The following is a 21,112-nucleotide window of genomic DNA, read 5'->3' as shown; positions in this document are numbered from 1 at the left end:
GGATCGACGTCCCAGTTTATCGGCGGCCGCCCGCGCCCCCGCACCGGTCACGTACCTCGTTCAGTCGCGGCAACCTGCGGGTGCCAGACACCACAACCCACACATCGCCGCAACCGAACAAAGAGAGCCACCAGCCGACCCGACTCAGTCGCGGCATTCTGCGGGTGCCAGACACCACAACCCACACATCGCCGCGACCGAACAAAGAGAGCCACCCGCGCCCCCGCACCAGTCACATCCCCCGTTCAGTCGCGGCAACCTGCGGGTGCCAGACACCACAACCCACACATCGCCGCGACCGAACATAGAGGGCGACCAGCCGACCCGACTCAGTCGCGGCAACCTGCGGGTGATAGAAGCCGCGACCCACACTTCGCCGCGACCGAACAAGGAGAGCCACCCGCGCCCCCGCACCGGTCACGTACCCCGCTCAGTCGCGGCATTCTGCGGGTGCCAGACACCACGACCCACACATCGCCGCGACCGAACAAAGAGAGCCACCAGCCGAACCGACTCAGTCGCGGCAACCTGCGGGTGCCAGACACCACAACCCACACATCGCCGCGACCGAACATAGAGGGCGACCAGCCGACCCGACTCAGTCGCGGCATCCTGCGGGTGCCGGATGCCGCGACCCGCACTTTGCCGCGACCGAACCGGGCGTGGTGCGCTGAGGGGCTCAGGCGCCGGCGTCGGTCAGGGCGCGGTCGACGGTGGAGTGCACGAGCGCGGAGAGGTAGCGGCCGGGCTCCTCGACGCCGGCCCGACGCAGCAGGGCCGAGGCCTGGGCGACGATGGATGCCGAGAACTCGGTGGCCGTCGCGATCGCCTCGCCGTAGGCGGCGCGATCCGCTTCGGCGACGACGACGGGCTCGCAGCCGAGCTCGACGGCGAGCGCCTGTGCGATCGGCAGCACGGGGGCCGGCGCGGTCACGGCGGCGTACGACCCGCCCAGGGTGCGCAGGTCGATCGTCGTCCCGGTGAAGGCCATCGCCGGGTGCACCGCCAGCGGGATCGCGCCGCGGCGCGCGGCCGGCTCGAGCACCCCGGTGCCCCACGCCGCATCGGTGTGCAGCACGAGCTGGCCGATCTGCCAGCCGTCGACCTCCGCGAGCCCGGCCACGAGCCCGGGCAGCTCGTCGTGCGGCACGGCGAGCACGACCAGCTCGCTGCGGCGCAGCACCTCTTGCGCGTCGAGCACGGGTACGCCGGGGAGAATCGCCTCGACCCGATCGGGGTCGGACCCGCTCGTGATGCCGGTCAGCGCGTGCCCGGCCCCGGCGAGCGCCGCGCCGATGACCGGTCCGACGCGGCCCGCACCGATGATCCCGACGCCCAATCGCGCCGAGCCCTTCACGGTCGCACCTCGCCGGTTCCGGATGCCGATGCGCCGGGGACCGGCGAGGCATCACGCGCAGCCGACTCAGACGCGGTCAGCGACGGGGATGCGGTGGCCGCCGGCGACGGCGTGGAACCCGCCACCGCAACAGGCGCCGCGGCATCCGCCGCTGGTCCCGCCACGGCATCCGGCGCTGGTGCCTCCACCGCATCCGCCGCTGGTGCCGCCACGGCGTCCGCCGCCGGCCACGCCCCAGCATCCGGCGCCGCCCCTGCCCCCGCAACCCGCACAACGGGCGTCGGCGGCCCCGCATCCGCGGCATCCGGCGCAAGAGCAGCGCCCACGGCATCCGGCGCAAGCACCCCCTCCGGCGCGAGCGCCGCATCCTCGTCCCACCGGTGCGAACGGTCGGCGGCCGCGGCGCGCACCGCCCCGGCGGCGACCCGCTGCCACAGGGCGTACGCGTCGTCGCGGTCGAGCACTCCCAGCGCGCCGGACACCTGGCCGAGCACCGTGTGCCCGACGATCCCCGCCACGCGCAACGCGCGGGCGAGTAGCCCCTGCGACAGGCGCACCGACTGCAGTCGTGCGAGCGGGAGGATGACGAGGTCGCGGCGGAGCATTCCGCGCCGCAGCAGCAGGGCGTCGCGCGTGAGGAGGAAGCCGTTGCGCCGCCACGACAGCGGGCGCAGCCACCATGCGCGCCGCGGCGTCGTCGTGTACGGGTCGCGGTGCCACGCGATGCCGGCGGCCACGGCCCCAGCCCCAGCCCCAGTCGCAGCCCCAGCGCCAGCCGCAGCCCCAGCCCCAACCCCAGTCGCAGCCCCAACCCCAGTCGCAGCGCCAGCCCCAGTCGCAGCCCCAGCCCCAGCCCCAGCCCCAGCCCCAGTCGCAGCGCCAGCCCCAGCCCCAGCCCCAGCCCCAGACGCGGCGCCGGGAGCGGCATCCGACCCCACCCCGGAGCCCGCGCCGCGCGATCGCCCCGACCCGAGCAGACCCGGCACGATCAGTTCGCGCCACTGCGCCGCCGAGATGCTGGGCAGGAACAGCCCCAGCACGCGCTCCACATCGTCGCGGGTGCCGATGGGCAGCACCTCGGCCGCCTGCTGCGCCTGCGAGTCGCTGACGGAGCGGCCCGACAACCGGTTGACGCGGATCGCCCACCAGCCGAACGGCCGCCACAGCAGCGGCTGATGGATCTCGAACGCGTGCACGCGCCCCGGCGGCAGGATCTCGGTGATCGTCGTGAACAGCCCGAACGTGATGCGCACGCCCGCCGGCGTCGGCGCGATCGAATACCGCAGCGACCGGGTGATCTGCCGGAACCACAGCGCACCGAAACCGATGAGCATCGGGATGATCGAGAACAGCACCCACGGCGCGCCGAGGACCGAGCCGGCGATCATGACGCCGACCAGAAAGAGCAGCAGCAGCGTCGACCCCGACAGCAGCCGCGCCGCGACGAGCCGTCCCGGCGGGATGTGCACGACGGATGCCGGCTCCGCCACGGGCTGCTCGGCTCCCTCGATCAACCCCGTGATACCCGCGGCGACCGCGTCGGCGGCCGCGCGGGTCAGTGCGGCCGCCGACGGCGTCGCCGCACCGGCCGCCCGGGCACGGGCGAGCTGCCGGCCGGAGGCCAGCCGCAGGATGTCGGCGCGCACCGCCTCGGCATGGGCGGTCGAGAGGTACTCCAGCATGACGTTGGCGTCCAGGCCCGCCCCGACCACCTCGAGCTTGGCCGCACCGAGCAGCCGCGCGACCATGGGACGCGTGAGGTTGACGCCCTGCACGCGGTCGAGCGGGGCACGCCGGTGCGTGCGGAACAGGATGCCGCTGCGCACCTCGACGTCGTCGTCGGTGATGCGGAAGGTGTGGAACCGCCACGAGACGTAGAACGCCGCCAGCAGCACGAGCAGCACGCCGAGCACGACCAGCAGCGCCACGAGGATGAGGTTGTTCGCAACGACGAAGTCGACCGGATCGCCCTCGTACTCGTCCCAATCGGGAGCCTCTGCGCCGGTCAGCCCGGGGATCAGCCAGCCGATCACGCGGTCGCGCAGGTTCGCCACGACGATGCCGATGACGACCAGCAGGAACAGCCCGCCGCGCAGCACCGGCGTCAGCGGATGCAGCCGATGCCACTCCCCGTCGCTGAGTCGCGACCGCGCCTCGGGCGTTTCGTCTCGCGGCTGCGCCGCTCGCTCAACGACCGGAGGGATCGGCTGCGCCGCTCGCTCAACGACCGGGGGGCTCGGCTGCGCCGCTCGCTCAACGACCGGGGGCCCGGCCTCGCCGCCGTCGCTCATAGGCCCGTCCGCCGGGTCTCGGCGACGGCGATGAGGGTGTCGCGCAGTCGCTCGGCGGCCTGCTGGCTGAGCCCCGGGATGGTGACGCCGGTGGCCGCGGCGGCCGTCACGAGCTTGAGCTGTGCGATGCCGAAGCCCCGGTCGAGCGGGCCGTGCGTGATGTCGACGAGCTGCATCCGGCCGTATGGCACCGCCACCATCCGCTGCCACAGGATGCCGCGACGGAACACGAGATCGTCGGTGCGCAGCTGGTAGCCGATGGAGCGGGCCTGCCGCGGCAGGATCGCGAGGGTCCACCCGATGGCGACGATGGCGACGGCGGCCGGGATCCACACCCAGGTCTGGTGGAGCACGAGCCAGAGGATGAGCGCCGCCGCGATCACGACGAGAAGCAGGGCACCGTGGGAGATCAGCTGCACCGTGACGTATTTGCGCGAGATCTGCTGCCAGGCGCCGTCGAGCGGCAGGCGGTTCGCGCTGCGGGGCTCGAGGATCGCGCCGTAGGTGCCGGCATCCGGCGCGGGGTCACTCGTGATGGGAGAGTCCGAGTCCGGGCTCAGGGGGTCCGGGCTGTTCGTCATCGTCGTCCTTCCGAATCGTGCACAGGTGCTCGGCGACAAGTCCCGTCCCGACGAGCACGAGCCCGCCCACGATCGCCGCGATCACCGCACCCGCCGAGCCTAGCGAGGGGGCCACCGGCCTGGTGACGAGGAACACCAGCAGCCCCGTCGCGACACCCGCCACGATCGCCCCGACGATGCTCGACGCCTTCGCCAGCACCGCCACGCGCACGGCGCGGAACGGGTCGACGCGGCCGCCGCCGTCTCCCCGCGTCGCGCGGCGGATCGGCAGGGCGAACAGCACGAGCGCGATGCCCAGCAGCACGAGCAGCACCGGCAGCAGCACCGAGGGGGTGAACGTGGGGCGACCGGATGCCGTCAGCAGCTGATCGGCGCCGAATCCCACGAACGCGCCGACCGCGAAGCCGGCGACGAGCACCCCCGCTCCCGTCCGCTTCATGCGTCACCCGCTTCCGGGGCAGAGCGTAGCCGCGCGCGCAGCTCGGCGACCCGTCCGGCACCGGGCAGGACGGCGTCGGGGTCGAGCGCCAGCCACGGCGCGAGCACGAAGTCGCGCTCCGCGGCGCGCGGATGCGGCAGCGTCAGCACGGGGGTGTCGCTGCGCACGTCGCCGTACGCGATGAGGTCGAGGTCGAGGGTGCGGTCCTGCCAGCGGGCGTCGCCGGGCTGGCGCGCCGGCCGGCCGTGGCGCTGCTCGATGGCGTGCAGGTAGCCGAGCAGCACGGTGGGCGCGAGGCGGGTGGTGACGAGGGCGACGGTGTTGAGGTAGGCGGGGGCGGCAGCATCCGGTCCGTCGAGGGTGAGGGCGACGGTCTCGATGGGGTCGGCCGCGACGACGTTACTCGTCAGGGGCAGCCGGGCGAGGTCGTCGAGCGCGGCGGCGAGCGTCGCGGCCCGGTCGCCGAGGTTCGCGCCCAGCGCGACGACCGCGACCGTGTCGGCATGCGCGCGTCGCGGGGTCTCGCCATGGTAGCCCTGCGCGAGGCGGCGGTTCATTCCGCGCCCCCCTCGAAGCCCGCGAAGCCCGCGACGCGGTCGGCGGGGCGGGCAGCACGACGGACGGTGACCGAGACGTCGGCGAACGGCACCGCGATGGGCGCCTGCGGCTTGTGCACGGTCACGGCGACCATCCGCACGTCGCCGCGCGTGAGCAGGTCGTCGGCGATGCGCACGGCGAGCCGCTCGAGGAGGTTGACGGGGTCGCCCGCGACGATCTCGACGATGCGCTCGGCGACCTCGCCGTAGTGGATCGTGTCGGCGACGTCGTCGCTGGCCGCGGCGCGCTGCGTGCTGAGGAAGAGGGTCGCATCCACGACGAACTCCTGCCCGTCGTGGCGCTCCTGCTCGTACACGCCGTGGTAGCCGAACGCGCGCACGCCGGTCAGCGTGATCTCGTCCATGAAGTCCACCGTCACACCCCTCCCTCGGTCCAGGCGTTCCAGACCGCCAGAGCGTCGCGCGTCGCGGCCACGTCGTGCACGCGCACGCCCCAGGCCCCGGCCTGTGCGGCGAGCGCGCTCGTGACGGCGGTCGCGAGGTCGAGGCGCTGCTCGTCGGGCGCCGTGCCGGTGCCTTCCGCCAGCGTCTCGGACAGGAAGCGCTTGCGGCTCGCGCCCACGAGGACGCGCGGGCCGAGCGCGACGACGCGGTCGAGTGCGCGCAGCGCTTGCCAGTTCTGCGCGCCGCGCTTGCCGAACCCGATGCCCGGGTCGACGATGAGGCGGCTCGGCGGGATGCCGGCCGCCGCCGCCGCGCGGACACGGTCGCCCAGCTCGACGACGAGCTCGCGGGCGACGTCGGCGTACTCGGCCCGCGCGTACATGTCGGCCGAGGGCCCGCCAGTGCTGCAGGACGAGGTCGGCGTCGGACGCGGCCACCGTCGCCAGCATGCCGGGGTCGGCCTGCCCGCCCGACACGTCGTTGACGATGCGGGCGCCGGCGGCGATCGCGGCCGCCGCGGTCGCCGCGTTCATCGTGTCGACGCTGACGATCGCGCCGTCGGATGCCAGGGCCGCCACGACCGGCAGCACGCGCTCCTGCTCGAGCTCGACTGCGACGCGCTCGGCGCCCGGCCGCGTCGACTCGCCGCCGACGTCGACGATGCCGGCCCCCGCGGCGATCAGGGCGCGACCGTGGGCGATGGCGGCATCCGTCGTGGCGAACCGCCCGCCGTCGCTGAACGAGTCGGGCGTGACGTTGACGATGCCCATGATCACCGTCACGACGCCCTCCCGATGAGGAGCATGAGCTCGGCGCGCGCCGCGGGGTCGGCGAACGCGCCGCGGGCGGCGATCGTCACGGTCGCGGCGTCGAGCTGACGGCCGCCGCGCATCGTGACGCACTCGTGCACGGCGTCGAGCACGACGAGCACGCCGCGCGTGTCGAGGGCGCCGGCGATCGTGTCGGCGATCTGTTCGCCGAGCCGCTCCTGCACCTGCGGGCGGGCGGCGAGCACGTCGACGACCTTCGGCAGCGCGCCGAGACCCACGACCTGCTCGCCGGGGAGGTACGCGAGGTGCGCGCGACCGGCGAACGGCAGCAGGTGGTGCTCGCACACCGACCGGAACCGGATGTCGCGCAGCAGCACCGCCCCGGACGGCAGCGTGTCGGGCGCGGGCCCCGCGACACCGAGATGGTGTGCGCGAGGGGGGCGGCGGCATCCTCCCCCACCCCCGCGAAGAACTCGGTGTAGGCGTCGGCGACCCGCTGCGGGGTCGCCTTCAGGCCCGGGCGGTCGGGATCCTCCCCGATCGCCGCAAGCAGCTCCCGCACGGCGGCGGCGACGCGGTCACGATCGACGGACACGTGACGAGCCTATGCCGTCGGCGACTCACGCGGTGGCCGGACGGGCCTGACCGCTGGGGCGACGCTGCGAGGCCGGCGCGCCGGAGGGCTCGTTCTCGGCGGAGGCCGACGCGGCGAGCCCCGCCTCGTCCTGCCGGCGCGGCATGTCGATCGGCGGCAGCGTCGACACCGGGCGGTCGTCGCTGGAGAGCCACTGCGGACGCTCCGGGAGCTTGCGCACCTCGGTGAAGATCTCGGCGATCTCCAGGTGGTCGAGCGTCTCCTTCTCCAGCAGCGCCAGCGCGAGCTTGTCGAGGATGTCGCGGTTCGCGTTGAGCACCTCGTACGCCTCGTTGTGCGCCTGCTCGATGAGCGCGCGCACCTGCTGGTCGACGCGCTCGGCGACGCGCTCGCTGAAGTCGCGGCCGTGACCCATGTCGCGGCCCATGAACACCTCGCCCGACGACGAGCCGAGCTTGACCGGGCCGACGTCGGTGGTCATGCCGTACTCGGTCACCATCTTGCGGGCGATGCCGGTGGCCTTCTCGATGTCGTTGCTCGCGCCGGTGGTGGGGTCGTGGAAGACGATCTCCTCGGCGACGCGGCCGCCCATCGCCCACGCGAGCTGATCCTGCAGCTCGTTGCGGGTGACGGAGTACTTGTCCTCCAGCGGCATGACCATCGTGTAGCCGAGAGCCTTGCCGCGCGGCAGGATCGTGATCTTCGTCACCGGGTCGGAGTGGTTCATCGCCGCCGCCACGAGCGCGTGACCGCCCTCGTGGTAGGCCGTGATGAGCTTCTCCTTGTCCTTCATGACGCGCGTGCGGCGCTGGGGGCCGGCGATGACGCGGTCGATCGCCTCGTCGAGCGCGCGCATGTCGATCAGCTGCGCGTTCGAGCGCGCCGTCAGCAGCGCGGCCTCGTTGAGGACGTTGGCGAGGTCGGCGCCCGTGAAGCCCGGCGTCTTGCGCGCGATGACCTCGAGGTCGACGGATGCCGCGAGCGGCTTGCCCCGTCCGTGCACATCGAGGATGCGCTGGCGGCCCTTGAGGTCGGGGGCGTCGACGCCGATCTGCCGGTCGAAGCGGCCGGGGCGCAGCAGCGCCGGGTCGAGGATGTCGGGGCGGTTGGTCGCCGCGATGACGATGACCGACTCCTTCGGGTTGAAGCCGTCCATCTCGACGAGCATCTGGTTCAGCGTCTGCTCGCGCTCGTCGTGACCGCCGCCCATGCCGGCGCCGCGGTGGCGGCCGACGGCGTCGATCTCGTCGATGAAGATGATCGCCGGGGCGTTGTTCTTGGCCTCGTTGAACAGGTCACGCACGCGGCTCGCGCCGACGCCGACGAACATCTCCACGAAGTCCGAGCCCGAGATCGAGTAGAAGGGGACGCCCGCTTCGCCCGCGACGGCGCGCGCGAGCAGCGTCTTGCCGGTTCCGGGAGGGCCGTACAGCAGCACGCCCTTCGGGATGCGGGCACCGACGGCCTGGAACTTCGCGGGCTCCTTGAGGAAGTCCTTGATCTCCTGCATCTCCTCGATGGCCTCGTCGGCGCCGGCGACGTCGGCGAAGGTGACCGTCGGGGTCTCCTTCGTCACGAGCTTCGCGCGCGACTTGCCGAACTGCATCACCTTGCTGCTGCCGCCCTGCGCGGCGGAGAAGAAGAACCAGAACAGCAGCCCCAGCAACAGGATCGGGATGATGAGCGACAGGATGCTGTCCCAGATGGTCACGCGGGGGACGACGTCGTTGAAGCCGTCCTTGGGGTCGGCGGCATCCACCGCGGCGAGCACTTCGGCGGCGCGCGCGTCGACGTAGTAGAACTGCACCGACGAGGCGCCCTCGAACGGCGTCGACAGCTCCAGATCGACGCGCTGGTCGCCGTCGGTGTTGGTCACCTTGGTCACCGTCGTGCCCTTGAGAAGGGTCAGCCCCTCCTGCGTCGTGATCTGCTTCGCGCCGGTCAGCGTCGAGATCAGCGACAGGCCGACCATCAGCAGCACGCCGATGAGCAGCACGTACACGAACGGGTTGCGCGTGATCTTCTTGAGGTCCATGGTCCGTTCAGGCTACCCCGCGGGGCTTATGCGCGGTCTGTGCATTCGCCCACGGCGGAATGGGCCTACGAGTAGACGTGCGGGGCGAGCACGGCGACGTCGCGCAGGTTGCGGTACCGCTCGTCGAAGTCGAGGCCGTACCCCACGACGAAGTCGTTCGGGATGTCGAAGCCGACATAGCGGCAGTCGATCTCGACCTTGGCGGCATCCGGCTTGCGCAGGAGAGCGAGGATCTCGATGGATGCCGCCCCCCGCGACGCGAAGTTCTCCAGCAGCCAGCTGAGGGTCAGGCCCGAGTCGATGATGTCCTCGACGATGAGGACGTGCTTGCCGGTGAGGTCGGTGTCGAGGTCTTTGCGGATCTGCACGACGCCGCTCGACTTCGTGCCGGCGCCGTAGGAGGAGACGGCCATCCAGTCCATCGGCGCCTCGCGCGTGAGCGCGCGGGCGAAGTCGGACATCACCATGACGGCGCCTTTGAGCACACCGACCAGCAGCAGATCCTTGCCGGAATAGTCGGCCTCGACCTCGCGGGCGAGCTCGTCGAGCCGGTCCAGGATCTGGTCCTCGGTGACGAGGACGCTGGACAACTGGTCTGCGATGTCGGTCGCGCGCATGCACCGAGCCTAGCCGTGCGGGAGGGCCGGGGCAGGCAATATGCTGAGCGCCACGGGCAGAGCCGCCCGCGGAACCAGAGGGGGATCCATGTCCGGCATCGACGACATTCTCAAGAACCTGCCCATCGATCAGATCGCATCGCAGCTGGGGGTGGATGCCCAGACCGCTCGGACCGCGATCGAGCAAGGCGGCGGCGCCATCCTGAGCGGACTGCAGAAGAACGCGTCGACGAGCGAGGGCTCGGCGGCCATCGAGGCGGCGCTCGGCACGCACGCCGGGACGCTCGCCAACGGCGTCGACCTGAGCGCCGTCGACACCGCCGACGGCGAGAAGATCCTCGGGCACGTCTTCGGCGGCAACCAGCAGGAAGTCGCCAAGACCCTGACGAACGACTCGAAGACGGCGGGCATCGACTTCTCCCAGCTGCTGCCGATACTCGCCCCGATCGTCATGGGGATGCTCGCGAAGAACCAGGCGTCGAGCTCGTCTTCCGCGGGAGAGTCCTCGGGCGGCATCGGCGACCTCATCGGCGGGCTGCTGGGCGGCCTCGGCGGTCAGTCCTCGGGCGGATCCTCCGGCGGTTTCGACATCGGCGGCCTCATCGGGGGGCTGCTCGGCGGCAAGAAGTAGCGGCGTCAGCGGGCGACGAACTCGATCCGGATGCCGGCGCGCTGCGCCCGGCATCCGGGCAGGTCGATCGGCCCCTGACCGTGCCAGTCGGTGACCAGGCGCGCGACCTCGAGGGTCTGCGCGCGGGTGAGGCTCGCGCCGAACTCGCTCGCCACGACGTGGCGGATGATGCGGTGCCGCAGCGCGGGCGGGTTCGCGGCGAGCGCGGGCACCGAGACGGCGATGCCCGCCTCGGCCGGTTCCACGATGTCCTCGATGATCTCGTCGATCATCTCGGCGAAGGCCTGGCTGTCCTCGCGCAGCTGGTCGGCCGTGCGGGCGAGAGCCTCGGCGATGCCCGGGCCGAGTTCGGCCTCGAGCACCGGCATGACGTCCTGGCGCACGCGGACGCGCAGGTAGTGGCGGTCGAGGTTGTGCGGGTCGTCCCAGGGCGGCAGATCCTGCGCGACGCACGCGGCGCGGGTCGTCGCGCGCCGCGCCCCGAGCAGGGGGCGCACCCAGCGGATGCCGTCTTCTTCCCAGTCGGGCATCATGCCCGCAAGGCTCGCCGCACCCGACCCGCGCGCGAGGCCGAGCAGCACCGTCTCGGCCTGGTCGTCGAGGGTGTGCGCGAGGAGGATCGCGTGGGCCCCGGCATCCTGCGCCGCCTGCCGCAGTGCGGCGCGACGAGCGGTGCGTGCGGCCGCCTCGGGGCCGCCGTTGCCGCTGTCGGAGTCGACGCGCACCGCGATCGCACGAGCCGGCACCCCCAGCTGCTCGGCGGCCGCGACGGCGCGCGCCGCGACGTGATCCGACCCTGGCTGCAGGCCGTGGTCGATGACGACGGCCTGCGCCGCGATCCCGGCCGCCGGCGCCTCGAACGCGACCGCCGCGGTGAGGGCGAGCGAGTCGACGCCCCCGGAGAGCCCGATCACGACCGGTCCGTCGATGCCCGCGAGCGCGGTGCGCACGGCGCGGCGGATCTCGGCGACGGCGGGGTCGAGCGGCGGGCGGTGGTCCACGCCTCCACGCTACGCCCCGCCCGGCGGCGGGCCGCCCCGACTAGGCTGGACGACGGCTATTCCAGGACAGAAGGAGCACCACATGGGCGCATACGACGCCGTCATCGAGATCCCGCGCGGCAGCCGCGTGAAGTACGAGGTCGACCACGGCACCGGCCGGGTCTTCCTCGACCGCGTGCTGTTCACCCCGATGGGCTACCCGGCCAACTACGGCTTCTTCGAAGACACCCTGGGCGAAGACGGCGACCCGCTCGACGTGCTCCTGCTGCTCGACCGCGACCTGTACCCCGGCGTCATGGCGAAGGTGCGCCCGGTCGCCGTGCTGAAGATGCTCGACGAGGCCGGCGGCGACGACAAGGTCGTCGCCGTGCTCGCGAAGGATCCGCGCTGGGCGCACATCCAGGACGTGGGCGACCTCGACGAGTGGACCAAGGGCGAGATCGGCCACTTCTTCGAGCACTACAAGGATCTCGAGCCCGAGAAGTGGGTCAAGGTCGACCAGTGGGCCGACGCCGCCGAAGCCGAGCGCCTCGTCGCCGAGGCCTTCCAGCGCTTCCAGGACGAGGATCACCAGACCGCGACGCAGGGCGAGGGCCACGCGCCCAAGACCATCTGAACCGCCGAGGCTTCAGCGCAGAAGAGCGGATGCCACCGGCATCCGCTCTTCTCGTGTCAGTAGACGTTGATGCCGTGGCTGTACAGGACCGGGGCGGGGTCGATCCGCGTGCCCCCGGAGTACACCTCGAAGTGCAGGTGGCACCCGCTGGAGGCGCCGGTATTGCCGACGTACGCAATGACCTGGCCGGCGTTCACCCACTGCCCGTAGCTGACGTTGAAGCCGCCGGGGGCGATGTGGGCGTAACCGGTGATGATGCCGCCGCCGTGGTCGATCTTGACGTAGTTGCCCCACGAGTCGGCGTACGCGGCGAACACGACCGTGCCGGAGGCCGCGGCGTAGATCGGCGACCAGCAGGCCGCCGCGAAGTCGATGCCGCGGTGCCCGCTCGTGCAGTACCCGTTGCCGCAGATGGTGCCACGGTTGCCGAACCACGAGCTGATCCCGCCGGATGCCGGACGCACCCAGCCGCCGGTGCCGGCCTGTCCGCCACTGCCTCCGCCGCTCGCAGCCGCCGCGGCGGCCTCTTCGGCCGCACGCTGCGCCGCGGCGGCGCGCTCGGCGGCGAGCCGGGCCTGGCGCTCTTCTTCGGCCTTGCGTGCGGCTTCGACGCCGGCCTCGTAGTCGGCGACGGTCTTGGCGGTCTCGTCCTGCAGGGCGGCGAGCTGCGCCTGGAGGGTGCCGAGGTGCTCGGTCTGCAGGTCGAGGGCGGCCTGGGCGGCTGCGGCGGCATCCTGCGCCGCGATCATCTTCTTCTCGGCCTCCTTCTGCAGGCGGTCGCGCTCGTCGCGCGCGACGCTGGCCTGGTTGCTGAGGTTCTGTGCGTTGTCGCGCGCGCTGACGGCGTCGGCGTAGACGCCCCGGTTGGCTTCGACGAGACGGTCCATCGTGCCCAGGCGCGCGAGCAGATCGTCGGCGCTGGTGGCCGAGTCCGAGAAGAAGAGCTCCAGCGCGGCGTCGTCGCCGCCCGTGCGGTACTGCTGGGCGGCGAGGCGACCGAGCTTCTGTGCGGCCTCGTCGGCGCGCTGCTTCTCGGCGTCGGCCTGGGTCTGGAGGTCGGCAGCCTTGGCGGCGGCGTCCTCGAAGGCCTCCTGCGCGGCGGCGTACTCGCCGGCCAGGCGCACCGCCTCGGCCTGCTTGGCCACGACATCGGCCTGCAGCGCATCGATGAGGCCCTGGATGCGCGTCACCTCGTCGGCCTTGGCCGCCTCATTCGCCTTGGCGCGCTGGACGTCGTCCCACGAGGGGTAGTCGGCGGCGAATGCCGGGCTCACGGCGACGCCGAGGGCACCCAGACCGAGGATGCCGAGGCCTCCGAGCCCACCGAGCTGCAGCGCCTTGCGGCGGCTGAGGGGGGTGCGCGCCTTCTGCGCGGTCAGCGCCGCCAGCTCGCCGGGGGTCGGCGCGCAGCCGCAGTCTTCCGCATCGTTGCTCGGCACGTCACACCTCCGGGGTCAGGCTCGTCACATTGGCAACATCAGTCACAATAACAACATCCGGCCCGATCGGACAGTGCCTTGTCTGCGATCGGGACGTTCGCGCCGCGCCCGCTTGCGCAGGGCACGCCTCCGCCATCCTCACCCCGGATCGGGCGGGAGCCGGCATCCCACGCCCTCGATTTCCGATTTACCTGGATCATGCGTATGCTTGAGCGTCGGTAAGCGTGAGCCTCAGGGTTCGCTCGGCCCCATCGTTTAGCGGCCTAGGACGCCGCCCTTTCACGGCGGTAGCACGGGTTCGAATCCCGTTGGGGTCACCCTCCACAACTTCACATGCATGGCCCTGTAGCGCAGTTGGTTAGCGTGCCGCCCTGTCACGGCGGAGGTCGCGGGTTCAAGTCCCGTCAGGGTCGCTCCGAGCGACGGGCCCTTTCTTGTAGAGGGCCTTTCGTCTAGGACGCGGCGTTCTTGCTTTTGCGGATGCCGCGAGGCTCTGTAGCTCAGTTGGTAGAGCGCACGACTGAAAATCGTGAGGTCACGGGATCGACGCCCGTCGGAGCCACCACTAAATCCCCAGGTCAGCACCGGTAATGCTGGAGCTCTCACCCCCTCCGGATTGACATAGCCGATTCGCGGCCCAGAACGCCGACGCGGCAGCCGTCCCCCGGATCGCGGCATCATGCCGCGTGTCCGCGTAGACCTGAGTGACCGCGAGCGACGAGTGCCCAAGGATGGCTTGCACGTCCGGAGCCGACAGCCCCGCACGGAAGAACAACACCGCGGCCGTGTGCCGCAGATCGTGGAAGTGCAACGGCTCTTCACCCGGCGCGAACGTCTTGATACCGTCACGGATCGAGTCCCACCCGAGCGCTCGGCTCAGGTTGCGCGAAACGACGTGCCCACCCCGCGGACCGGGAAACAGGTAGTCATGCTCGCCGACGCCAACCATGGCCTCAGACACGACCGGCCGCAGCGGCTCCACAAGCGGCACCGCCCGCACCTTGCGGCCCTTGGTCGGCCCGACCGTCATCCGGCCACCGCGACCCGGCGACACCGTGCGCCGCACCTGGAGCACGCCCAGCTCGGCGTCAACGTCCGAGACCCGCAGCCCCGCGACCTCACCCAGTCGGCACCCCGTGTACAGCATCGCGAGCACGAACCGCCGATACGGCCCCGACGACGGCAGCGCCGCCACCAACCGCTCAATCTCGACCATGCTCAACGCCCGCCCAGCCGGGTCATACGGCACCAGTCGCACCCGCTCGATACCCGTGCACGGATTCGCGACCAACAAGCCCGCCTTCACCGCAGTGCGGCAGATCGCCGACAACGTCGCCAGCGCATCAACCCGCGTCGAATGCGCACCCGACCACGACGCAAACGCCAGCTCGACGTCCAGCGGCCGCAGATCACCGACCTCCCACGCACCGAAGGACGGCCCCACCCGCACCCGCCACGCCGCGAAGTACGAACGCGTCGTGCTCGGCGCCAGGCGGCTCAGTATCAGCTCCTGATACCGCGCCCACACATCAGCGACCGTCACCACGGGTTACGCACCCAACGACGCACCGCCGCCATAGCCTCACGCTCGCCAACCTCGCGACGGCCCAGCTCGGACAGCACCATGTCCCGCATGAGCATCGCCACGTCATGATCGAGCTGCCCCCGATCCTCATAGATCCCCAGCTCGAAACTCACAGCTCGACACCCGTCAACGCGAGGAAATCAGCCCGAGCCGACACCGGATTCTCGTAGGCGAACTCCGCACCGCCCGGCGACACGATCACCGCGCCAACCTCGAAAGCACCCACCATCACCGGCCGGTACACCCAACCGTCCGCCTCAACCGCGTACACCGCCACCTGCCGCCTCCCGTCACCGTATGCGTACGGAGACAGGCTAGCATCGAATGTCACCGTATGGGTACGGTGACAACTCGCGGCGTGGCGCGGCCGACAGATACCCTTGCGACATGAGCACGCACCAGGGCGCGCGGCCCGACCACCCCGAAGACGAAAACATGCTCGCCGGGGCCGACATCAGCCTCAACGACATCGCGCAGAGCTTCATCATGCTCGGCGAGCAGCTCCGCGAGATCGGCACCGCCGCCTACCGGCCCACGACCCGAGACGAGGCCGAGGCGTACTACTACGAGCAGGGCAGCGCATGGGAGGCCGACCGCCACCCCATCGCCGACCTCGTTGACGCCGACATGGCCCACGATGCCGAGCAAGAGCGCATCACACGGGCGCTCAGCGCGCTCCGCGGATACCGGAGCAGCTACTACTACTGGGAGCGCGTCGCCGTCGAGCACGCCACCGCCCGCGGATTCACGCAGCGCCGCATCGCCGCCCTTCTCGGCATCGGCGTGAACACGGTCAACAGGTGGAAGAACAACCCCGTAGCGACCAACGACGACGAGTCCTGATCGTGTCGGCTGACGCCGACGATCAGCGCCCAGCGTGACCGGCTCCCGAAATAATCCACACAGGATCAAGGCGGGCGGCAAGCCGCCCGCTGCTGCCGCCCTCCAGGCGCTGACGCGCCCTACGGTTGCCCTCGGACACGTTGCCGGTACCCGTTGACCGTCCATGCATCCCCGATGCGTGCGTTCGTTCCGGGGACGGGGCAGGGGCGCCCGTCGCCCGAGGCTCCGCCCGCCGTGGCGGGCTCCCGCCCTCGGGCATCCGGACATCCCCTACCCCGTCCCGCGGTCCCTTCCGCGCGCCACGGTGGCCCCTCGGCCCCGTCACCATGATGCGCGTCATACCCCGCGGATGCACAGGCAATCGTGGCACAGCGTCAACTGAGCCCCGGCCGGTGCGCCCTCCGCGGCAGCTCGGACACCGGCGTGAAGCGGCGGAATCTCGACCGTCCAGACCAACCACTCATCGACGCTGCCGACGAGCAGATGCGACGCGCCGCAGCACCCGCAGCCGATCCAGCGCCCGAAGGCATCGCAATACGCGGTCGGCGCCGAGCCCATCACGAGCCAGCCCCGTACACCGTGCGGCCGCCATGACGCCCCGACTGCGCCGCCCACGCCGCCACATCAGCGCGGGCGAACAGCCACGCGCCATTCTTCGCCGGGAGCTTGCCCACGGCCCGCAGGTTGCCCCGCCGCACCGCCACCACGATCCCGCCGCGCGTGTACCCGTACTCACGGGCGACCTGCGCCGTCGTCATCAGCTCCGCCAGCTCCACACCAGCCTCGATCTTGATCATGTCCTGTTCCTCTCTCTCACGGCCCGCCTGGACACAGCGCAGCCACTTCCTCACGAGCGGCAACCGCCGCCGACTCCATCACCGAGGCCTCACCCGGCCACCCGCGCGCCTCTCGCTCCGTGGGCGTCGCGCCGTTGAGCAGCCACCACAAGAACCGCTCCCGCCGCAGCCGCGTGCGCGTCAACCCCGTAAACGACCAGCCCGGCCGCGTCAGCGTCCGCCGCGACGCCGACACGACATGCCCGCGCGCCCCGTAGTTGCGATGCGCACGGCTCCCGCAGTAGCCGCCCTCACACAGCGCAGAGCAGCGCATCCGCTCCGCCGCCGCCCGCAACCGGTTCTGATGCGCGCTCACCGCGGCCGGTGCGGCAGCCGCGTCGAGCACCACGTCTTTCAGCGAGTAGTTCAACGCCTTCGCGATGTACCAGGCCCGCCGCTGAGCGTCACCGTCCGCGCGGATCGGCTGACAGTCGGTGCCCTCCTGCCCCCACTCGACCAGCGACCCGTCCACCTTCGACCAGGCGACCGCCGACGCCGCCCGCATCCGCACCGCCTCCGAGGTCGCCCGCTCGCGCAGCTCGACCCGCAGCAGCACATGGACGTGCAGCACCCCGCGCGCCTGCCACTCGCGGACCATGAAGAACTCAACGCTCTCCCACACGTCCCGCAGCCGCCTCACCGTGTTCGACCACAGCACGCCCGCATCCCGGTTCCAGGCCACCTGACCCGCGTAGTCATACGTCTCCGGGTCGATTGGCACGCCGCGCAGGCCCACGTCCTCGACCGTGTGCACGACACCGCACCGGCAGCGCTGCACGTTGCTCTCGGCCGACTTCGGCACCCGGTGCACCGCGCCGAACGACGGAGCCGTCAACGTGAGGAAGTAGAACGAGTACCGGCCCGCATCCCCGCCGACGATCCCCGACCTACCAATCGCGACCCAGTCGCCGTAGTAGATCGCAGCGCAGCCCGCGCAACGCGCCTTCGACCGCGACCCACACTTGACCGTGAAACCCAACGGTGTCTTGTACGGGTTCGAGCAGCCCCGCCCGATCACCCGCTGCCGAGCATCCCAATCGGGAGTGAACGGCCCTGCCTCCTGCTCGCAACGCATCGCCACGCCGACGCATCAACAGCACCACTGAAAATCGTGAGGTCACGGGATCGACGCCCGTCGGAGCCACACGGACCGTCGTTACAACGGTCCCAGAAACCCTCGCCTAGCTTCTACATGGCGGGGGTTTTGCTTTGCCCTGGTGAGGTCTGGTTTCGGGGTTTATCGGCCAGAAAGAGTGGATGGGTTCGGGCGTGTCAGCGTCCGCGGAGCCATCCTGAGCGGTGCCAGAGGCCTTCGCTCCGCTGCGGTCCGCGCGCTCCTCGGCCGCCGCCGCGAGACGCATTGATCAGGGACTGAACGACGTCGCCGCACTCATCGCGCGGCACGTGCCGGAATTCTCCCCGAGGGCCGAGTTCCATGCCGTCGACATCTTCCACGGGGAGTCCGACTGGGATGTCGTACCCGTCTGTGGCGGGTCAAGGCCTGCGATCTCGCCGCGAAAGTCATCGCAAGGTCCGGCGCAAAGTTCGTCTTTCGCGGCGTCGACATCCAGGCACAGCGCGACCCGAAGCTGGCGGAATTGGTGACGCTCGTCCACTGGGATGGCTTCACGATCGCCGAAGCGGGACTCCTGCAGGGCGTACCGGCATCCACCGCTCGGGGACGCTATCAGCGTGCCCGAGCTCGGCTCCTTGCACTGCTGTCCCCTTCGGTGGGGAACTGAACGCCCCTCACAGCGTTCCTCTCGGTCCTCCTCGCGAGGTCATGGCAAGAGGGCGGGGCCCGTCACCGGTGCTGTTCGTCCCAGAGACCATCGCGTACCCGTCGCTGTCGCTCTTCGGGCTGGGAGTAAGGGCGACACTGGCGGTGAACTTTCTCGCGCTGGATGCCGCGATCCGCCTCGTGGCCGCTAGCCGTCGACGTGTCGCCCGCCCGGTGCTCAGATCCCTCTGGCATTCGGGAGCGTGTGTCTCCTCGCCTCGTTGGATGGCGGCGCCGGGCGGTCGGGGTACCAGCTCGCGTCCGAGTTGGCGATGACCACGCACTATGCGGCGACCGTGATCGGCGCCGTTGCCACCGTCCGTCGGTTCATGGATGGCATGGGAACAACAAGGGTGGCCGCCGCCTGCCATACTCGCGGCGGTCGCCGCACTATCGGCACTGACGAATCCGCTCTACATCGGGTGGATAGCGGCTCCGGCTCTCATCGCGTTGGTGGTGGCATCCGGCCGTCCTTACGAGCGACGACTCACGATGACACTGTCCGGGGCGTTGATCGCCGGAACACTGCGTGGGGTAGTTCTCCGCATCCCGCTCGCGCCGTGGATCGTCGCCGACGACCGCAACTGCTTTCGCCCCGGGCGATGGAGCACATCCCTCACCTTCTACTCCGGGCTGATTCCGGAGACGCTGAACTCCCCCAGGGTCGTGCGTCCTTGTTAACCTGGGTCTTGTCGGTCGTTGCCGCCATCGCCGCGTTCACGCGGGGCCAGGCCGATGCCGCGCCCGTTGGACTCTGCGCTCGCCTCGCTCCAATTCTCACCCTGATCGGTGCAATCGCCAGGGGGACCGAGGCTCCGCGATACTTGCAGCCCTGGGCTTTCGCGCCCGGCAAAACTGGCAGCATCCGGGGCCACCCCGCCGCATCACCCCGAAACGTGACAAGAACGCGACGCCGACCCCCGGATACCCCAACCCCCGCCCCGCGAAACTGACAGCATCCGGGCCCATCCCGCCGCATCACCCCGAAACATGACAGGTACGCGACGCCGCCACCGGGATGCCCCAACCCCGCCCCGGCGAAACTGGCAGCATCCGGGGCCATCCCGCCGCATCACCCCGAAACATGACAGGTACGCGACGCCGCCACCGGGATGCCCCAACCCCGCCCCGGCGAAACTGGCAGCATCCGGGGCCATCCCGCCGCATCACCCCGAAACATGACAAGTGCACGACGCCGCCACCGGGATGCCCCAACCCCACCCCGGCGAAACTGGCAGCATCCGGGCCCACCCCGCCGCATCACCCCGAAACATGACAAGAACGTGCCGCCGACACCCGGATACCCCAACCCCCGCCCCGCGAAACTGGCAGCATCCGGGGCCATCCCGTGGGCATCACCCCGAAACGTGACAGGTACGCGACGGCGGGCTCGGCACGGGAGGTGGGAGACTCACGGCGCGCGCCACATGGCGGGCCGCGGGCGGCGACGTACGATGAAGGCGGCGCGCGACCCGGGGTGGGGCGGCGCCACGGATCGGGGAGTATCGGCATGGATACACGCTCGCGCGCGCACACGCGTCTCCGTGCGCTGACCGTCGGCGTCGCCATCACGGTCGCCGTCGCGCTGACCGCGTGCGCGCCGGAGCACGGCGACGCGGCATCGCAGGCGCCGACGCCCTCCACGCAGGCGCCCAGCCCGACGCCCACCCCGCTGACGCCGGCCGAGCAGTTGCTCGCGACCAGCGACGACCCGGCCGCGTGCGCGGTGTCGTTCACGATCGACGGCGCGACCGTCGATCCGCAGCTGCAGCACACCGACCGCCTGTACGACCGGCTGCCGATCCCGCGCGCCGACGGCCGCGTGTTCGCCGGCTGGTACACGGATGCCGCCACGGCGGCCGCGGCATCCGCAGACCCGACGGCGAATGCCGGCAACCCGGCCACCCGGATCAACGGCTCCGACCTCGTCGCGTGCACCGACCGCGAGGCGATGCTCTACGGCGCCTGGACCGCACCGGATGTCGTCCAGGCGACGGCGGCGCGCATCCCCATCCTCATGTACCACCAGTTCACCGACAAGCCCGGCGGCGAAGACGGCTGGCTGCGAGGCAACTATGCCTACATCGAGGACTACCGCGCCCAGATGCAGTACATCAAGGACAGCGCGTTCTACCTGCCGACGTGGGACGAGCTGGATGCCTTCATCGACGGCGCGCTGTACCTGCCCGACCATTCCGTGATCGTCACCGACGACGACGCCGACCCCACCTGGCTGACGATGGCGTCGCCGATCAACGAGCAGCTGCAGCTCATGGCCACCTCCTTCGACATCACCGGCGACGGCGCGGCGCCGCAGAACCGCTTCATCCTGCCGCGCTCGCACACCCACGGCATGCACGGGGCGGGCGCCAACGGCAAGGGGCTCATGGTCAACCTCACGCCCGAGGAGATCGCCGCCGACATGAACGCCTCGGTCGAGCAGCTGAAGACGGTCGGGGTCTCCGACATCGACGCACGCGAGGTCATGGCCTACCCCTTCGGCCACAACGACGAGCGTTCCCACGAGGGTCTGCGCCAGGCCGGGTTCGTGCTGGCCCGCACGATCGAGCAGGGCTACGTGCACGTCGGCAGCGACAAGCTCACGCTCCCCTGCATCCGCATCAACTACGGCATGGGCGTCGCCGACCTGAAGAAGCAGATCGGCTGAGCGCCGCAGGCGCCCGCCGGGGCTCAC

20 protein-coding genes, 3 tRNA genes and 2 pseudogenes are annotated in these 21,112 nt (G+C 71.1%); 8 read left to right on the top strand and 17 right to left on the bottom strand.

Features of this window, described 5'->3' with window-relative positions:
• Window positions 1-679: 679 nt before the first annotated feature.
• The 10 genes and pseudogenes from QM720_RS06520 to hpt all read right to left on the bottom strand — a co-directional run bounded on the left by QM720_RS06520 (window position 680) and on the right by hpt (window position 9,686).
• A complete protein-coding gene (locus QM720_RS06520) occupies window positions 680-1,357 on the bottom strand; it encodes a DUF2520 domain-containing protein (protein ID WP_415125328.1) in 678 nt (225 codons plus the stop codon).
• Complete coding sequence (locus QM720_RS06515) at window positions 1,354-3,648, bottom strand: PH domain-containing protein (RefSeq protein ID WP_415125327.1); 2,295 nt, start codon at window positions 3,646-3,648, stop codon at window positions 1,354-1,356. Before QM720_RS06515 ends, QM720_RS06520 begins: the two co-directional genes overlap by 4 nt.
• The gene (locus QM720_RS06510; RefSeq protein ID WP_415125326.1) at window positions 3,645-4,229 is read right to left on the bottom strand and encodes a PH domain-containing protein; all 585 of its coding nucleotides are present in this window, start codon (window positions 4,227-4,229) and stop codon (window positions 3,645-3,647) included. Before QM720_RS06510 ends, QM720_RS06515 begins: the two co-directional genes overlap by 4 nt.
• The gene (locus tag QM720_RS06505; protein ID WP_415125325.1) at window positions 4,174-4,668 is read right to left on the bottom strand and encodes a DUF3180 domain-containing protein; all 495 of its coding nucleotides are present in this window, start codon (window positions 4,666-4,668) and stop codon (window positions 4,174-4,176) included. The genes QM720_RS06510 and QM720_RS06505 overlap by 56 nt, the downstream gene beginning before the upstream one ends.
• Entirely contained in the window at window positions 4,665-5,225 is a 561-nt protein-coding gene (folK, locus tag QM720_RS06500) for a 2-amino-4-hydroxy-6-hydroxymethyldihydropteridine diphosphokinase (RefSeq protein WP_415125324.1), read from the bottom strand. Before folK ends, QM720_RS06505 begins: the two co-directional genes overlap by 4 nt.
• Entirely contained in the window at window positions 5,222-5,644 is a 423-nt protein-coding gene (folB, locus tag QM720_RS06495; RefSeq protein WP_415125323.1) for a dihydroneopterin aldolase, read from the bottom strand. Before folB ends, folK begins: the two co-directional genes overlap by 4 nt.
• A pseudogene (gene folP / locus QM720_RS06490) lies at window positions 5,641-6,451 on the bottom strand (dihydropteroate synthase). The gene folB and the pseudogene folP overlap by 4 nt, the downstream one beginning before the upstream one ends.
• A pseudogene (gene folE / locus QM720_RS06485) lies at window positions 6,448-7,034 on the bottom strand (GTP cyclohydrolase I). Before folE ends, folP begins: the two co-directional pseudogenes overlap by 4 nt.
• Window positions 7,035-7,059: 25 nt before the next feature.
• Complete coding sequence (ftsH, locus tag QM720_RS06480) at window positions 7,060-9,069, bottom strand: ATP-dependent zinc metalloprotease FtsH (RefSeq protein ID WP_415125322.1); 2,010 nt, start codon at window positions 9,067-9,069, stop codon at window positions 7,060-7,062.
• A 65-nt stretch (window positions 9,070-9,134) separates the two neighbouring features.
• A complete protein-coding gene (gene hpt, locus QM720_RS06475) occupies window positions 9,135-9,686 on the bottom strand; it encodes a hypoxanthine phosphoribosyltransferase (protein ID WP_415125321.1) in 552 nt (183 codons plus the stop codon).
• Window positions 9,687-9,774: 88 nt separating this feature from the next.
• Here hpt and QM720_RS06470 point away from each other — a divergent pair, with 88 nt between their 5' ends.
• Window positions 9,775-10,317: a DUF937 domain-containing protein gene (locus QM720_RS06470; protein WP_415125320.1), complete on the top strand. Its 543-nt coding sequence runs from the start codon at window positions 9,775-9,777 to the stop codon at window positions 10,315-10,317.
• A gap of 5 nt (window positions 10,318-10,322) precedes the next feature.
• Here QM720_RS06470 and tilS read toward each other — a convergent pair whose 3' ends face one another.
• Window positions 10,323-11,318: a tRNA lysidine(34) synthetase TilS gene (gene tilS / locus QM720_RS06465; RefSeq protein WP_415125319.1), complete on the bottom strand. Its 996-nt coding sequence runs from the start codon at window positions 11,316-11,318 to the stop codon at window positions 10,323-10,325.
• An 82-nt stretch (window positions 11,319-11,400) separates the two neighbouring features.
• Between tilS and QM720_RS06460 the strand changes: the two genes are divergently transcribed.
• Complete coding sequence (locus QM720_RS06460; RefSeq protein ID WP_415125318.1) at window positions 11,401-11,934, top strand: inorganic diphosphatase; 534 nt, start codon at window positions 11,401-11,403, stop codon at window positions 11,932-11,934.
• A gap of 56 nt (window positions 11,935-11,990) precedes the next feature.
• Here the strand turns inward: QM720_RS06460 and QM720_RS06455 are convergent, their stop codons facing one another.
• Window positions 11,991-13,373: a peptidoglycan DD-metalloendopeptidase family protein gene (locus QM720_RS06455; RefSeq protein ID WP_415125317.1), complete on the bottom strand. Its 1,383-nt coding sequence runs from the start codon at window positions 13,371-13,373 to the stop codon at window positions 11,991-11,993.
• 244 nt (window positions 13,374-13,617) lie between these two features.
• On the opposite strand from QM720_RS06455, the gene QM720_RS06450 reads away from it, so the two are divergent.
• From QM720_RS06450 to QM720_RS06440, 3 genes are all read left to right on the top strand, one after another.
• Window positions 13,618-13,690, top strand: a tRNA-Glu gene (locus QM720_RS06450).
• Between the two features lie 22 nt (window positions 13,691-13,712).
• Window positions 13,713-13,786 (top strand) — tRNA-Asp (locus tag QM720_RS06445).
• 76 nt (window positions 13,787-13,862) lie between these two features.
• Window positions 13,863-13,938: transfer RNA gene (locus tag QM720_RS06440), tRNA-Phe, on the top strand.
• Here the strand turns inward: QM720_RS06440 and QM720_RS06435 are convergent.
• Genes QM720_RS06435 through QM720_RS06425 form a run of 3 tightly spaced genes read right to left on the bottom strand, consistent with a single transcriptional unit; the run spans window position 13,939 to window position 15,235 of the window.
• Window positions 13,939-14,919 (bottom strand): tyrosine-type recombinase/integrase, encoded by a 981-nt coding sequence (locus QM720_RS06435; protein WP_415125316.1) that lies wholly within the window; start codon window positions 14,917-14,919, stop codon window positions 13,939-13,941. It lies immediately after the preceding tRNA gene.
• Window positions 14,913-15,071 carry a hypothetical protein gene (locus QM720_RS06430; RefSeq protein ID WP_415125315.1) on the bottom strand — a complete coding sequence of 53 codons (159 nt, stop codon included), beginning with the start codon at window positions 15,069-15,071 and terminating at the stop codon, window positions 14,913-14,915. The genes QM720_RS06435 and QM720_RS06430 overlap by 7 nt, the downstream gene beginning before the upstream one ends.
• On the bottom strand, window positions 15,068-15,235 hold the full coding sequence (locus QM720_RS06425; protein WP_415125314.1) for a hypothetical protein: 168 nt from the start codon (window positions 15,233-15,235) through the stop codon (window positions 15,068-15,070). Before QM720_RS06425 ends, QM720_RS06430 begins: the two co-directional genes overlap by 4 nt.
• 110 nt (window positions 15,236-15,345) lie before the next feature.
• Between QM720_RS06425 and QM720_RS06420 the strand changes: the two genes are divergently transcribed.
• Window positions 15,346-15,801 (top strand): helix-turn-helix domain-containing protein, encoded by a 456-nt coding sequence (locus tag QM720_RS06420; protein ID WP_415125313.1) that lies wholly within the window; start codon window positions 15,346-15,348, stop codon window positions 15,799-15,801.
• 557 nt (window positions 15,802-16,358) lie between these two features.
• On the opposite strand, the gene QM720_RS06415 is transcribed toward QM720_RS06420, so the two are convergent.
• Entirely contained in the window at window positions 16,359-16,598 is a 240-nt protein-coding gene (locus QM720_RS06415) for a helix-turn-helix domain-containing protein (RefSeq protein ID WP_415125312.1), read from the bottom strand.
• Between the two features lie 16 nt (window positions 16,599-16,614).
• Complete coding sequence (locus QM720_RS06410; RefSeq protein WP_415125311.1) at window positions 16,615-17,616, bottom strand: replication initiator; 1,002 nt, start codon at window positions 17,614-17,616, stop codon at window positions 16,615-16,617.
• 433 nt (window positions 17,617-18,049) lie between these two features.
• Between QM720_RS06410 and QM720_RS06405 the strand changes: the two genes are divergently transcribed.
• Both QM720_RS06405 and QM720_RS06400 read left to right on the top strand, forming a co-directional pair.
• Window positions 18,050-18,379: a sigma factor-like helix-turn-helix DNA-binding protein gene (locus QM720_RS06405; RefSeq protein ID WP_415127831.1), complete on the top strand. Its 330-nt coding sequence runs from the start codon at window positions 18,050-18,052 to the stop codon at window positions 18,377-18,379.
• Window positions 18,380-19,927: 1,548 nt separating this feature from the next.
• Window positions 19,928-21,085 (top strand): xylanase, encoded by a 1,158-nt coding sequence (locus QM720_RS06400; RefSeq protein ID WP_415125310.1) that lies wholly within the window; start codon window positions 19,928-19,930, stop codon window positions 21,083-21,085.
• Window positions 21,086-21,112 lie beyond the last annotated feature (27 nt).

Source organism: Microbacterium sp. (assembly GCF_047602155.1).
In the GTDB taxonomy this organism is placed as follows: domain Bacteria; phylum Actinomycetota; class Actinomycetes; order Actinomycetales; family Microbacteriaceae; genus Microbacterium.
Note: the sequence above shows the minus strand (reverse complement) of the source record. Positions and strands in the feature narration are given on the sequence as shown.

Excerpts from the sequence above, each read along its gene's own strand:
- QM720_RS06515 (WP_415125327.1), bottom strand. The coding sequence starts at position 3,648 with ATGAGCGACGGCGGCGAGGCCGGGCCCCCGGTCGTTGAGCGAGCGGCG.
- QM720_RS06510 (WP_415125326.1), bottom strand. The coding sequence starts at position 4,229 with ATGACGAACAGCCCGGACCCCCTGAGCCCGGACTCGGACTCTCCCATC.
- QM720_RS06505 (WP_415125325.1), bottom strand. The coding sequence starts at position 4,668 with ATGAAGCGGACGGGAGCGGGGGTGCTCGTCGCCGGCTTCGCGGTCGGC.
- folK (WP_415125324.1), bottom strand. The coding sequence starts at position 5,225 with ATGAACCGCCGCCTCGCGCAGGGCTACCATGGCGAGACCCCGCGACGC.
- ftsH (WP_415125322.1), bottom strand. The coding sequence starts at position 9,069 with ATGGACCTCAAGAAGATCACGCGCAACCCGTTCGTGTACGTGCTGCTC.
- hpt (WP_415125321.1), bottom strand. The coding sequence starts at position 9,686 with ATGCGCGCGACCGACATCGCAGACCAGTTGTCCAGCGTCCTCGTCACC.
- QM720_RS06470 (WP_415125320.1), top strand. The coding sequence starts at position 9,775 with ATGTCCGGCATCGACGACATTCTCAAGAACCTGCCCATCGATCAGATC.
- QM720_RS06460 (WP_415125318.1), top strand. The coding sequence starts at position 11,401 with ATGGGCGCATACGACGCCGTCATCGAGATCCCGCGCGGCAGCCGCGTG.
- QM720_RS06420 (WP_415125313.1), top strand. The coding sequence starts at position 15,346 with ATGAGCACGCACCAGGGCGCGCGGCCCGACCACCCCGAAGACGAAAAC.
- QM720_RS06415 (WP_415125312.1), bottom strand. The coding sequence starts at position 16,598 with ATGATCAAGATCGAGGCTGGTGTGGAGCTGGCGGAGCTGATGACGACG.
- QM720_RS06400 (WP_415125310.1), top strand. The coding sequence starts at position 19,928 with ATGGATACACGCTCGCGCGCGCACACGCGTCTCCGTGCGCTGACCGTC.